This window comes from Pedobacter sp. CG_S7, from assembly GCF_040544395.1.
Taxonomy (GTDB): domain Bacteria; phylum Bacteroidota; class Bacteroidia; order Sphingobacteriales; family Sphingobacteriaceae; genus Pedobacter.
Genome location: NZ_JBEONS010000005.1, coordinates 135,456 through 148,973, shown reverse-complemented (window position 1 = coordinate 148,973; position 13,518 = coordinate 135,456). Strand labels below are relative to the sequence as shown.

12 protein-coding genes and 1 pseudogene are annotated in these 13,518 nt (G+C 36.8%); 6 read left to right on the top strand and 7 right to left on the bottom strand.

Annotated features, from left to right (window positions below; translation table 11 throughout):
- Positions 1–358: 358 nt before the first annotated feature.
- The 5 genes and pseudogenes from AAKU52_RS05255 to AAKU52_RS05235 form a co-directional block, all read left to right on the top strand.
- Positions 359–595 (top strand): annotated as a pseudogene (locus AAKU52_RS05255) (HAD family hydrolase); the annotation flags it as partial.
- Positions 592–1,779, top strand: coding sequence for an acetate/propionate family kinase (locus AAKU52_RS05250; protein WP_354330985.1), 1,188 nt, complete (start codon positions 592–594; stop codon positions 1,777–1,779). The pseudogene AAKU52_RS05255 and the gene AAKU52_RS05250, both read left to right, overlap by 4 nt.
- Positions 1,780–1,785: 6 nt before the next feature.
- Positions 1,786–1,989: a hypothetical protein gene (locus AAKU52_RS05245; RefSeq protein ID WP_354330983.1), complete on the top strand. Its 204-nt coding sequence runs from the start codon at positions 1,786–1,788 to the stop codon at positions 1,987–1,989.
- Between the two features lie 285 nt (positions 1,990–2,274).
- Positions 2,275–4,653: a phosphoketolase family protein gene (locus tag AAKU52_RS05240; RefSeq protein ID WP_354330981.1), complete on the top strand. Its 2,379-nt coding sequence runs from the start codon at positions 2,275–2,277 to the stop codon at positions 4,651–4,653.
- 118 nt (positions 4,654–4,771) lie between these two features.
- Positions 4,772–5,308, top strand: coding sequence for a hypothetical protein (locus AAKU52_RS05235; protein WP_354330979.1), 537 nt, complete (start codon positions 4,772–4,774; stop codon positions 5,306–5,308).
- A 201-nt stretch (positions 5,309–5,509) separates the two neighbouring features.
- On the opposite strand, the gene AAKU52_RS05230 is transcribed toward AAKU52_RS05235, so the two are convergent.
- The 6 genes from AAKU52_RS05230 to AAKU52_RS05205 form a co-directional block, all read right to left on the bottom strand.
- Complete coding sequence (locus tag AAKU52_RS05230; RefSeq protein WP_354330977.1) at positions 5,510–6,331, bottom strand: IS982 family transposase; 822 nt, start codon at positions 6,329–6,331, stop codon at positions 5,510–5,512.
- Between the two features lie 70 nt (positions 6,332–6,401).
- Entirely contained in the window at positions 6,402–7,190 is a 789-nt protein-coding gene (locus AAKU52_RS05225; RefSeq protein ID WP_354330990.1) for a DNA ligase-like domain-containing protein, read from the bottom strand.
- 7 nt (positions 7,191–7,197) lie between these two features.
- Positions 7,198–7,359: a hypothetical protein gene (locus AAKU52_RS05220; RefSeq protein WP_354330975.1), complete on the bottom strand. Its 162-nt coding sequence runs from the start codon at positions 7,357–7,359 to the stop codon at positions 7,198–7,200.
- 164 nt (positions 7,360–7,523) lie between these two features.
- Positions 7,524–7,925: a hypothetical protein gene (locus AAKU52_RS05215; protein WP_354330973.1), complete on the bottom strand. Its 402-nt coding sequence runs from the start codon at positions 7,923–7,925 to the stop codon at positions 7,524–7,526.
- A 138-nt stretch (positions 7,926–8,063) separates the two neighbouring features.
- Positions 8,064–10,673 carry a cation-translocating P-type ATPase gene (locus AAKU52_RS05210; RefSeq protein WP_354330971.1) on the bottom strand — a complete coding sequence of 870 codons (2,610 nt, stop codon included), beginning with the start codon at positions 10,671–10,673 and terminating at the stop codon, positions 8,064–8,066.
- Between the two features lie 26 nt (positions 10,674–10,699).
- Entirely contained in the window at positions 10,700–11,071 is a 372-nt protein-coding gene (locus AAKU52_RS05205) for an MBL fold metallo-hydrolase RNA specificity domain-containing protein (RefSeq protein ID WP_354330969.1), read from the bottom strand.
- A 460-nt stretch (positions 11,072–11,531) separates the two neighbouring features.
- On the opposite strand from AAKU52_RS05205, the gene AAKU52_RS05200 reads away from it, so the two are divergent.
- Positions 11,532–12,413, top strand: a complete 882-nt coding sequence (locus AAKU52_RS05200; RefSeq protein ID WP_354330967.1) for a universal stress protein — start codon at positions 11,532–11,534, stop codon at positions 12,411–12,413.
- A 1-nt stretch (position 12,414) separates the two neighbouring features.
- On the opposite strand, the gene AAKU52_RS05195 is transcribed toward AAKU52_RS05200, so the two are convergent.
- A complete protein-coding gene (locus AAKU52_RS05195; protein ID WP_354330965.1) occupies positions 12,415–13,449 on the bottom strand; it encodes a LacI family DNA-binding transcriptional regulator in 1,035 nt (344 codons plus the stop codon).
- Positions 13,450–13,518 lie beyond the last annotated feature (69 nt).

Genomic DNA, 13,518 nt, shown 5'->3' with positions numbered 1-13,518 from the left:
AAACTTTAAACTGAAACAGGAAAAATAAAACCTTACCAAAAGAGCTATAGGAAATTGTTTCTACAAATAAAAGATGGGCTTCATGGGGCGGATACCTTCTGACAAATGGTTGGGGACATGAATTGCAACAGCTTGCTGTAAAGGAATTCACCCTTGATTACAACGATTTCAATATTAGACATGCCATTGCGTTCGAAACTTATGAAATACGCAAACTCACTTCGGAGGAGTATTTAGACATTGCTGTTTTTTATGAATCTGATAAAAAAGTTGAAAAAAAAGTGGTTTAAAGATTATTGCAGTCAGAAATGAAGCAAGGGAATTAAATACCTACAGGATTCAGTAATTTAAGCTAGCAAGCTTTATTGAATTTTTTGTTTCCTCAACATATATACAAATTCGCAAGCCCGACAAGAACATCTTTAAATTGGCGCATGACATGGCTCATGTTCAGCCAGATGAAGTTCTTTATATTGATGATACGGAAGTATTTATAACAATTGCCAAAAGTCTCGGTATTAAAGGTATTTGGCATATCGACTATGAAACAACCTGTAAAGAATTGCAATCATTTGGATTTGAAACAACTGTATGAAAAATGAAAATTCAAATATCTTGATAATAAATGGTGGTTCGTCCAGCATCAAATTCGCGTTATATAGTATGGATGAAAATCCAACTGAAATTTTTTCAGGGCAAATAAAAAGAATTGGGTTAGATGGTCCTGAGTTCTCTGTTAAGAATAATATCAATAATAAAAAAAATAATGTCAAAATGCATGCTTCGAATTTTAAAGAAGCTGCTGGATTTTTTATTGATTGGTTAAAAAAACAAAAGGATTTTGATAAAGTAACCTGCATCGGCCATCGCATTGTGCATGGCATGAAGCATACACAAGCCCAAATAATAGACGAAGATTTATTGAATGAATTAAATCAAATCAGTGAATATGATCCCGAACATCTTCCCGCAGAAATAGAAATAGCAAAATTATTTAAAAAACACTTTCCTTTATTCATGCAGGTTGCCTGTTTTGACACTGCATTTCATACCACTATTCCTGCAGTGGCAAAAACATTTGCAATTCCCAAACGGTATTATGAAGAAGGTGTTCAGCGTTATGGCTTTCACGGCATTTCTTATAGTTATTTAATGCAGGAATTAAAAAATCAAAACGAAGCAGAAGCAAATGGAAGAATTATTCTGGCACATCTTGGTAACGGTGTAAGTCTGGCAGCAGTTAAAGATGGTAAATGTATAGATACCAGCATGGGTTTTACGCCTGCCGGTGGAATAATGATGAGCACAAGAAGCGGCGATCTTGATCCCGGTGTTGCATGTTATTTAATGCAAAAAGGAATGGATGCAAAAGCCTTCAATGATTTGATCAATCATCAATCAGGTTTGCTGGGAATTTCAGGTATCAGTACTGATATGCAAGACCTCCTGCGGCGGGAAAAAGAAAATAAAGATGCGGCACTGGCAATTGATATTTTCTGTTACCAGGTTAAAAAATGCATCGGCGGATATGCTGCAGCATTGGGTGGATTGGATATACTGGTGTTTTCAGGCGGTATTGGAGAAAATGCACCGGAAATTCGTGAACGAATTTGCAATGATTTGGGCTATTTAAACATTCATTTGAATGAAGAAAAAAATAATAAAAACCAATGGCAGATTTCAACTGAAAAAAACAATGTAAAAGTATATGTTATTCCAACCAATGAAGAATTAATGATTGCCAAATCGACAAGCGAGTTTGTTAATAACACGAAATAACAGGACATGAAAGAAAGCTATGGCACATTATCAGAAACTATTAACGGTTTAAAAAAGGAAGGTTATATGCTGGACTTCAATATCAGTCAGAAATTTCTGCAATGTAATAAATCAAATATAACCTTATCTCCCGAAGATTTTGAGATTGGTAAGGTTTACGACTGTAGCATTGATTGGAATGCATCCAAATGCCGAACTAAAAAAGCGTAAGTCATTTGGGTACATTCATGTGCAGGTATTGGAAGGGAAAATAAATTTATGCAAAGATCAACAGACGGTTTTACTTCAAAAAGGACAAATGATATTTTAAAAGCAGATATTTAACATAGTTTACAGGCTTAGATGAAAGTTTTTTTCTGCTTATAGTGTTCGCTATTGGTAATTCTTGACAAAGCATTTAACTAATAGAGAAATGGCATATGAGCCTTGCCTAAGATGAAGCACCCAATGAAAGGAAAGTAATTTAAAATTTTTAATTACAAAAAAATTAATATTATGGAAACACAAACTATTGAAACAGACAAAGAACAGTTATCTTCCGACCTTTTAAATAATATGAATGCTTATTGGCGGGCTGCCAATTACCTGTCTGTCGGCCAGATCTATTTACATGAGAATCCACTTTTAAGAGAACCTTTAAAACCGGAACATATTAAGAATATGTTGCTAGGTCATTGGGGCACTACGCCAGGACAAAATTTTATTTATGTACATCTTAACAGGATTATAAAAAAGTATGATCTGGATATGATTTACGTCTCAGGTCCCGGTCATGGCGGCCCTGCCGTTGTTGGAAATGTTTATTTGGAGGGAACTTATAGTGAAGTTTATCCAGATATAAGCCAAGATGAGGACGGATTAAAAAAGCTCTTTACGCAATTTTCATTTCCGGGTGGAATACCGAGCCATGTTTCCCCCGAATGTCCTGGTTCTATTCATGAAGGCGGTGAACTTGGCTATTCGCTCAGTCATGCTTTCGGAGCTGCCTTTGACAATCCAGATTTAATCGTTTCTTGCGTGATTGGTGATGGAGAAGCGGAAACAGGTCCTCTGGCGACCGCATGGCATTCTAACAAATTTTTAAACCCTGTTACCGATGGTGTAGTGCTACCTATCCTTCATCTCAATGGATATAAAATCGCCAATCCAACAGTTCTCGCAAGAATTGGAGACGAGGAATTGGAACAACTTTTTTTAGGTTATGGATGGAAGCCCTATTTAATTGAAGGTGATGACCCCATGGAAATGCACCAAAAAATGGCGACTTTGCTGGATACGATAATTGAAGAAATACAACAGATAAAAGAAAATGCTGCGCACGATAAAAATGCGAGTCGTCCAAAATGGCCGATGATTATTTTAAAATCACCAAAAGGGTGGACGGGACCTAAATATGTGGATGGACAAAAGATAGAAGGCAATTTTCTAGCACATCAAGTCCCTATTAAAGATCCTGCTACAAATCCCGAACACTTAAAACAGCTAGAAGATTGGCTGAGAAGCTACAAACCAGAAGAATTATTTGATGAGAACGGCCGTCTCAAAAGCGAACTTCAGGAACTGGCTCCATCGGGGAAACACCGAATGGGAGATAATCCAAATGCTAATGGAGGTCTTTTACTTCAAAACCTACGTATTCCCGACTTCAGGAACTATGGAATTAAAATGGAACGTGGCGAATTGGGACCGGGCGATACTTTGGTGCTCGGAAAATTTATTAGAGATATTATAAAAAAGAACATTGATCAAAGAAACTTCCGGATTTTTGGACCTGATGAAACACTTTCAAACAAATTAGACTTTGTATTTGAAGCTACCGACCGCCAATGGGAAGCACCGGTAATTGATACAGACGAGTTTCTTAAAAAAGAAGGCCGGGTGATGGAAATGCTGAGTGAACATCAATGCGAAGGCTGGCTGGAAGGATACTTACTTACAGGAAGGCATGGGCTTTTTAATTGCTATGAAGCCTTTATTCATATTATCGACAGCATGTTTAATCAGCATGCAAAATGGTTAAAGGTTACATCGCATTTACCCTGGAGAAGAAAAATTGCCTCCCTCAATATTCTTTTGGCATCACATGTATGGCGACAAGATCATAATGGCTTTACCCATCAGGATCCAGGTTTTCTTGATGTAGTTATGAATAAAAAAGCATCTGTTGTACGTGTTTATCTGCCACCAGATGCCAACTGCCTTTTATCTGTAATGGATCATTGTTTCCGCAGCAGGCAATATGTAAATGTGATAGTGGCGGGTAAACATCCCTCACCGCAATGGCTCAGCATGGATGAAGCTGTAGTGCATTGTACCAAGGGCATTGGAATATGGACGTGGGCAAGTAACGATAAAGATATTGAGCCGGATGTAGTATTGGCTTGTGCTGGAGATGTACCTACTCTAGAGACGTTGGCTGCTGTTTCTATTCTTAGGGAGCATTTGCCTGAGCTAAAAGTCAGGGTAGTGAATTTAGTTGATTTAATGAAACTACAACCCGAGACGGAACATCCACATGGGTTGAATACTAAAGACTTTGATACCTTATTTACAAAAGACAAACCGGTAATCTTCGCTTTTCATGGTTACCCCTGGCTCATTCACAGGCTTACTTATAAGCGAACTAATCATATAAACTTTCATGTACGCGGCTATAAAGAAGAAGGAACTATAACCACTCCTTTTGATATGACGGTGTTGAACGATATGGACAGGTTTCACTTAGTAATGGATACATTAGACAGGTTACTGCATTTAAAAAATAAAACAGCTTACCTGAAACAAAAGATGCAGGATAAGCTTATTGAACACAAATATTATATCAGGAAGAATGGATTGGACATGCCGGAAATAAGAGATTGGAAATGGAGTTAGATGCAGATGAATAGAGTATATAAAAATAATTAAAATATTTTTAAGAAAGAAATTTCCCATTTACCCGGAATAAAGAGGTAGCTACCTGGTATTTTTTTTAACTAATATTTATATAAAAATGAACAAATTGCCCCCAGTAATTTTTCTCGTGCCGGTTATTGCCTTAATACTAGTAGTGGTATTTTATTTCATTTTATTAAAAGGACTGACGAATAAAGTAGCTTTTAAACGATTTGTTTTTATCACAACTATATTAGCTTTTGTACTGAATTTTGCTTGGGAAATTATACAGATACCTTTGTATCAAAACAATGTCTTTGATCTACTACATATCTCTTTTTGTGCATTGGCATCAGTGGCAGATGTCATCATGGTACTCCTGATTTATTTTGGTTTCTCACTGGTTTATAAAAATGCTTTTTGGATAAAAAATGTAAATATTCTACAGGCTTTGTTAATTATTTTAACAGGCGGAATTGGTGCAATTTTAGCAGAAATGAAACATCTTTCCGAAGGTGATTGGGCTTACACCTTTTCAATGCCGGTAATACCTTTAGTTAATGCTGGTATTTCGCCTGTATTACAATTTATGATCTTACCTCTTCTAATATATTATGTAAGTTTTCTACTTCTAAAGCTTGTACGTAAAGAGTAATTAGAGAAGAGGATTTGAGATATAATAGAATGCACTTTTAAAAAATAAAATTTGAAATAAAACCAAGTGATAAAATGACGGAAAACCAGGAGCATGCTTTTGTAAGAGATTTTTTTGCGAATTAACAATACTCTCTATATCGTTTTGTAAAACTCTTCAACCAATAAATAAAAAAATATTAAAAGAACTCGTAGTGCATTATTAAATCAAGTTAACTTTAATATTGTTTATGTTTCTACCAAAGACAAATTTATTGAGATATTGAATGGTTGTCAATGCTGTAATCTTGGTAAGTATTCTGTTTTTGAAACCAATAAAAGTCTTTGCATAGTTTCTTCGTATCATAAACTGGTCGCACAATTGTGAGAAAAGAGTTTCTATTCTTTTTCTGGACTTCTTGAAGATAAATGGGTAGGTTTTAAAATTCATCTGATTGTTCCTCATAGGTGTTTCCAGTTTGATTTTATCAGTTTCAAACAAGTTCATCTGTATTTCTGAAGAAAGGCATCCTTTATCACCAAGCAGCACACAGTCAGACATTTGAGTCTTAATATACATTAGGTAATGAATATCGTGTACAGAAGCAGGACTCAGATCAAAATTCTCAAACATACCATCTGAAGAGCAGACCGCATGGAGTTTGTATCCATAATATCTCGCATTCTGCGAAGCACAGAACCCTTGGTTTGGAAATGCCCCATCTTGGTCTTTACAGATTTTACTTCTGGTAATTCTAGCGTTCTTACATATCTTCAAGGGCATCGAATCGACAATGAAATACTTCTTCTGTTTTCTCCTATTATAAACGCTGCGCTCTATACGACCCTCAAGTTTAGAAAAGCGAAGTTCTCTAAACAGCTGATATTCAGAATCTATACCGGATGATTCTGCGGTAATACTCAACGTAATCAACTCTAAATCAGACAGCTTAGGCTTGACTGGTTTGTAATAAAAATTATCCGATAATGAAATTTCCCTAAAGGTCTTCAAGATTAATTCATATTTTCGTATAAGGTTGCTCATAATTATAATAACTTGACAATCAATATAATATACTAATTTTAGTGAAATGAGCAACCTTATTTATAGTGCACTACGGGTCCTTTTGAATATAATTGTATGGTTTTATAACCATTCCTTCGCCGCCATTTTCAGTTAAGGTTAACCACCATTCACAAGCTTCTTTTGTTGCTGCTTCATCATTCAGATCAATGATTTTATAATTAGTGGATAAAAATAGAGCAGGATCCTCCAAACAAATAGATTTAATATTTTCCATGTGCCATTCATGATTTTTATCCGTCCATACCTTATCTTCCGTAGCCAAAATATGGAAGGGAGCCAATTTATAATCCTTAAGGGTATTTACCGGCCAGCAATATTCACCATAGGCTTTCACATAATTCTCCACTTGTTTCTTTCTTATTAACTGTCTTTCTAGTAATTCCGTTAATGCAGGATTATTTACAGACGCTTGTTCAAGTACATTTATGGTTTCATTTAAGGCATGATTTGCTGCTGTTCCAACTGAAGCATATTGTGATTCCAATAAAGCTTGGGCTTTTGCATTCCAAGGCATTAATTCTGTATCTAGGCAAACCCAGTCTGTTTTAAATTTATCATAAAAACCAGAGGATTGTAGGGCCTGGTTTACTTTTTCCATAAACTGTTTTTCCATTGTTTTATCGTTGAAATACGCCCTCCCGGTACGGGTATAGACTGAACCAATTCCTTCATTCTCAATTCCGAAAACCCTTTTAACGACTTCCTCATTCTTAGCCACAATTACAATTGCCCTGGAACCCATATGTTTCTGTTCATAAACAACTTTGTTTACACCAATACTTTTGTAGTAATCAAAACCTTCAGAAGGATATTCCAGGTAATCATTAAGTACGCTGGTTTTTAGCAGGACTCATTGTAGGCGGTAAATAAATCAGCCATTTCGGATTGATGGCAAAGCGACTCATTACCTCTAATGCTGCAATGGCATTGTCTTCACGGATCGTGATGTTATTTCCATGTTTCGTGGTTATGATCTGCTTTCCCATAAAATCAGCAATATCAAGAACATCATCATATTGATGTGAGATTTAGAGAAATTAGGTCCAGATTAACAATCAAGGGCCTTACGGGTTCACAATATACGGCTAAGGCTTTAACGGAAACGTATGGCCGTGTAGAATCGATTGCGCTTGGATATAATGCCTGAAGATCATACCTTAATATCTAAGTCATCAGTATCTAGATTTGGCCAGGCAAGTTTCATAGCGCACTTTACCCCAGCTGATGTCTTGCTGACTTTGAAAATTGATCCACGTATAAGGCCATCAGACAGCGCCTCTCCAAAGCCTAAAATTTCAAGAAGTCCTTTTTGATTTAAACGGCCAATAATTGCAACTATTTTACTAAAGCCAATATCCAGGCCAAGCACAATTCGGGGAAAATTTACATTTCCTGGATTTCTGTCCCCTTCATTAATAATTGTCGGAGGCTTATTGCCAATGTATCCATTTTTTCGTGATGATTTATTGTTTACGTTTAATAGTATAAAGACCTTTAAAAATTGCTTTGAGGTTATATCATAAATCTGTGTCATAAACTTTTTTGCAGTCATAGATCAAGTCTTAGAATACCAAAAGTATACCCTTACCAAGACAAAGTATGTCCATGTTAATTAAATAATCACTACTATTCATGCAATAATTTATTTATCAGCACCTATTTATCCTCCAAAGTTAAAGCAGCTGCGATCCTATAGTTTAGCATTATGCTTTTTCAATCCTGCCCTTTTTCTTTTCCTGAAAATGGCCTTTTCGATTTCAACACCAAATAATACGAGTGATGAAACGGCGCCAACTAATAAAAACTCCTTTAATGTTAATGCTTCTGTTCTGAAGATAGGTTGTAAAAACGGAACATACGTTACTGCTATCTGGAGTAACAATGTAAGTATCACAGCGCCAATCAACGGTTTATTGGAGAAAATACCCATTCTAAAAAACGACTCACTTTCGGAACGGATGGCCAGCACATGTCCCATTTGGCTTAGGCAAAGTACATTAAATACCATTGTTTGCCAGTGTGGATTACTTTCATGATTAGCCCATGCCTGTGTGCCTAATGTTAGGCCTCCCATCAACAATCCTACCCAAACTACATGCACCCCTAATCCCTTAGCAAAAATATTTTCTTTAGGATGGCGGGGCGGGCGCTGCATAATATCTTTTTCAGCCGGCTCAAATGCAAGAGCAAGCCCCGGTAATCCATCGGTAACCAAATTAAGCCATAACAAATGAATAGGCAACAACGAAATAGGAAGACCTAAAAAAGGACCTACAAAAAGAGTTAACACTTTTCCGGTGTTCCCTGTTATTGAGTATTTAATGAACTTACGGATGTTGTCAAAAATCCGCCGCCCTTCCATTACTGCTTTGGCAATGGTAGCGAAATTATCGTCCAACAAAATCATGTGTGCTGCTTCTTTAGAAACATCGGTGCCGGTAATGCCCATGGCTATGCCAATGTCTGCATGTTTTAAGGCTGGTGCATCATTTACGCCATCGCCTGTCATGGCTACAAACTGTTCTTTTTCCTGCAATGCTTTAACGATATGCAATTTCTGTTCGGGAGATACCCTCGCATATACTCTTATTTTTTTTACCCGGTTTAAAAATTCTTCCCAACTTAATTTTGATAATTCTTTACCAGTTATTACTGCCAGTTTATTGTTTGATTCTTCTTTAGTTAGGATACCGATTTTTGATGCAATGTTTCGGGCTGTTTCGGGGTGGTCCCCTGTAATCATTACCGTTTGGATGCCGGCTGTATGACAATCGGCAATTGCCTTAGAGGCCTCTAACCGTGGCGGATCCATAATACCGGTAAGCCCGATTATAGTTAGATTTTTTTCCAAATCATTTAAAGGAGCTTCTATTAAAAAATCATCTACCCATCGGTAACCATGTGCCAATACCCTGTAACCTTTTGCTGCTAAAACTTCTGTCTGCTGATGCAAATCTTTTGCAAAAGTTTCATCCTGTAAAGCAGAGCGTTCCAATAAAGATTCCAATGCTCCTTTTACTAATAACAGATGCCGGTCTTGATAGCTGTGTAGTGTGCTCATGCATTTTCGTTCTGAATCAAAAGGGATTTCTGCTATGCGGGGATATTTTTTCTGCAAATCATTTTTACTGAATTTATTTATGGCAGCGTATTCAAATAATGCCAGTTCGGTAGAGTCGCCGACGCCATTCCCTTTTTCATTTTCCTGCACATCATTGCTAATCGCCATGTTTAATAAAAGCAGTTCGTTAATGTCATCTTTACTACTATTTTTTAGCAGTATTGATTGCTCTACCTGCATTTTATTTTGGGTAAGTGTACCTGTTTTATCGGTGCAGATATAGGTAACCGAACCCAGCGTTTCTACTGCAGGTAATTTGCGGATAAGAGCCTGCCGCTTTACCATCCGTTGCGCACCAAAGGCTAATGAAATAGTAATTACAGCAGGGAGCGCTTCCGGTATGGCGGCTACAGCCACCGAAATAGTTGTAAGCAATAAGCGGAGTGTGTCTTCGCCCCTCAGGTAGCCGGTCGCAAAAATGAGAATGCATATACCCAATACAACGAACGATAATTTTTTTCCAAACACTGCCATTCGCTTTTGCAGAGGAGTTGTATTATCACCTCCGACCAACATTTTTGCAATTTTACCCATCTCTGTTTCCATACCGGTTTGCACCGCTATTCCATCGCCCCGTCCATTGGTTACAAAGGTTCCTTTAAAAGCCATATTCTTTCTATCGCCTAAAGGCATATCTTCTCCATGCAATAAACCGGTATGCTTTTCTACATCATGAGATTCGCCTGTTAAAGCAGACTCCTGCATTTTAAGACTGTAAACATTTAACAAACGTATGTCGGCAGGCACTATCTGTCCTGCTTCTAGCAAAACTTTATCGCCGGGCACTAATTCATGAGCCTGTATAATTTTTATATTACCGTCTCGCATTACAGTGGCATTGGGTGCTGCCATATTGCGTAATGCTTCCACTGCTTTTTCTGCTCGGTATTCTTGCACAAAGCCTATAATGGCATTTAATATGACAATCATTAAAATAATGATGGTATCTGTTATGTCCCCTATGATATAAGCAATAACACCGGCGGCCATCAATACAATAATCATAAAATCCTGAAACTGCTTTATGAATTTTAACCATAGCGGCTTTTTCTTTTCACGCACCAATTCATTTGGGCCATGTAAAAGAAGTTTTTCTTCTGCATCCACCTGTAGCAAACCTTCAGGTTTTGCATCAAGCATTTCTAAGAGATTCTCTTGATTGATTAAGTGCCAATTCATAAAAATAATTATTGCCTACAGTAAAACTATTCTTTCTCCAACGAAAAAAGCAATAATTTTTCACCTTTTTTCACTATAGTGGCCTGTATATCAAATTCATCTTTAATTTTAACCAGTAAAGCTTGTTGGGCACTGGGTTCACCATGAACTAAAAACACATTTGGCTTTATAGTTTTAAATTCTTTCAACCATCTAATGAGTTCAGATTGATCAGCATGGGCAGACAGGCTATGAAGTTCTTTAATACGAGCCTTAACAGGAAAGTATTCACCACAGATTTTCAACTCATGCGTCCTAAGCCCTTCCAACCGCAAAACAGGGAATAAGTATATTACCTCTTTGATAGATAGTTTCGTTAATGATACCAGCAAGTTCAACATCAATCGGTGTATTATCATGCAACCGGTCGCCATAAGTAGATTCCATAATGATAAAATCAGCATGAGTAGGATGAGTTGGTGATGTTGGCCTCTGTTTTATTGGTGCACTTATTTATTTTACCCATCATGCTACAAGCTTCTTGACTGCGGTTCTTGGTTTAGATAAAGCCATCATTTGGCCGGCCATCCTAATTTATAAACGACTTGAATTCTTAAAAACCTAAAACGCTAGACCATATTCTGTTGATCAAACTCACCTCCTCGCGTGATGAACATCACTAAATCATTTTTCAAGTCTAACTAAATTAGCTTTATCACTTTCAAATTCAATATGATGACAACTTTAGTTAAAACAAACATTTCCTACATTAGGGTCAATGATGGAAGACTTCTGGAGAACTGACAAGCCATAGCCTGTTGTTCCTGTTAATTTAAAAATAAAGCTTCTATAAATACATGGCCATTTAATATAGATGAAATGAAAATAATCTTAATCGCTACCGATTTTTCAGCGCCTGCAGAAAATGCTGCAAAGTATGCCTTAGCATTAGCCATAGCTTTAAAGGCTGATTTATTGCTCTGCAATGCCTTTAAAGTGCCTGCAGATGCCCCTTTGGCCGCACAGGTTGCCTGGCCTTTAATGGACTATGGTGTTATAAAAAAAGAAGTGACCAGTAAACTTGAAGCATTAGCAAAAAAATTAACCGCACTTTCTGCTTTAGAAGATCCGCAAACACATCGACCAAAAATAGAATATGAAAGTGAAGTAGGAACAGTATGTGATGTAGTGACCAACCTGGCAAACCAAAGAAAAATAGACCTCGTTGTGATGGGTTTATCTGGTGCTGGGGGCCTAGCTAAATTTATACTGGGTAGTAGCAGTAAAGAAATGATTGAAAAAGCAAGTTTTCCTGTTTTATTTATTCCTTTTACTGCACATTATAAAGAGATCCGTAAAATTGTATTTACTACAGATTTAAATGAAGGGGACTTGGAATACATCCAATTCCTCACTACCCTTATCAGTGATTTAAGCCCTGAAATATTAATTGCACATATCACCAATAAAGAGGTGGACCAAAAAGATAAAATGCAGCGTAAAATTGATGCATTTCTAAATAATGTTGTCTCAGAAATAAAATACCCTAAAATCAAATATGAATATGTATGGAACATTGATGTTGGCAGTGGCTTAGAATATATTACCGAGCAAGATAACATTGATTTGGTTGCTATTGTGCACCACAGGCATCATATTTTAGGCAAAATATTCAAAGGTAGCTATACTCAAAAACTATCCCGGCATACAGAACTGCCCTTATTAGTTTTCCCTCCATTTGAGCACGTCATCAGTGATTAGCTTATAATAATGGCAGAAGAAATAGCTTTGCTGATGATTGTCGTTCTACTACAGTTGGTTCCAATACGATATTATAAATCATTTGCTCCTGGTTTGTTTCTTGTATCTTTTTTAAAAATAGCTTGGCACACTCTTTACCTATTTCATTTGGATGCTGGTCGATCGAAGTAAGACTTGGCGTAATGTATGCCGAAAACACCTCATTCGCAAAACCTAGCACACCTACCTTGGGAGGTGACAATCCAATTTCTTTTAATTTTTTAATAACTCCCAATGCTGTAAAATCATCCCCGGCAATAATTGCATCTGGCATATTTAATCCCCTCATTAGTTTTCCGGCACCAAATCTTCCATCTTTTATAGATAAGCCTCCCAAAATAATGTTTTCCTCAAAAACGGGAATTCCATTTTCTTGAAGCGCAGCTCTATACCCCCTTAAACGTTCTGTAAAAATCATTACCTGATGAGAAGTGGTGATAAAACCGATATTTTTATACCCTTGATCAATAAGATGCTTTGCCGCCAAATATCCTGCTTTATAATCATCCATTGTTACCGTAGATACCTTTAAAGAAGTGCTGACCCTATCAAATAGAATCAAAGGGATATTTTGAGCAATTATTTCTTCAAAATGGGAAACATCACTTGTTTCCAGCGACAAGGAGGCAATAATACCATCAACCTGAGCCTCCATTAAAGTTTTAACCCCTTTAATTTCGCTTGCTACTGATTCATTAGTTTGATACAGCAATACTCCGTAACCACTGCCTTTTAAACCTTCTTCTATACTATTGATAATGGAAGCGAAAAAATGAGATTGAACACTAGGCACAATGATCCCTATTATATAAGTCTTACCAGACTTTAATGCTGCTGCCAGCCTATTAGGACTATAATTTAATGCCTTAGCGGTTTCTTCAACCGACTTTCTTGTGGCTTCGCTTACTGTAGTTAATCCATTGAGTGCTCTTGATACCGTAGCCACATTAACCCCAAGAACTTTTGCAATATCGTATATAGTTGTTTTCTTTTTCAAAATAACATTATCGTTAACTCCTTCTTTTATCAGACAATTATAATCAAAAAAAGCGGCCCTATATCATTT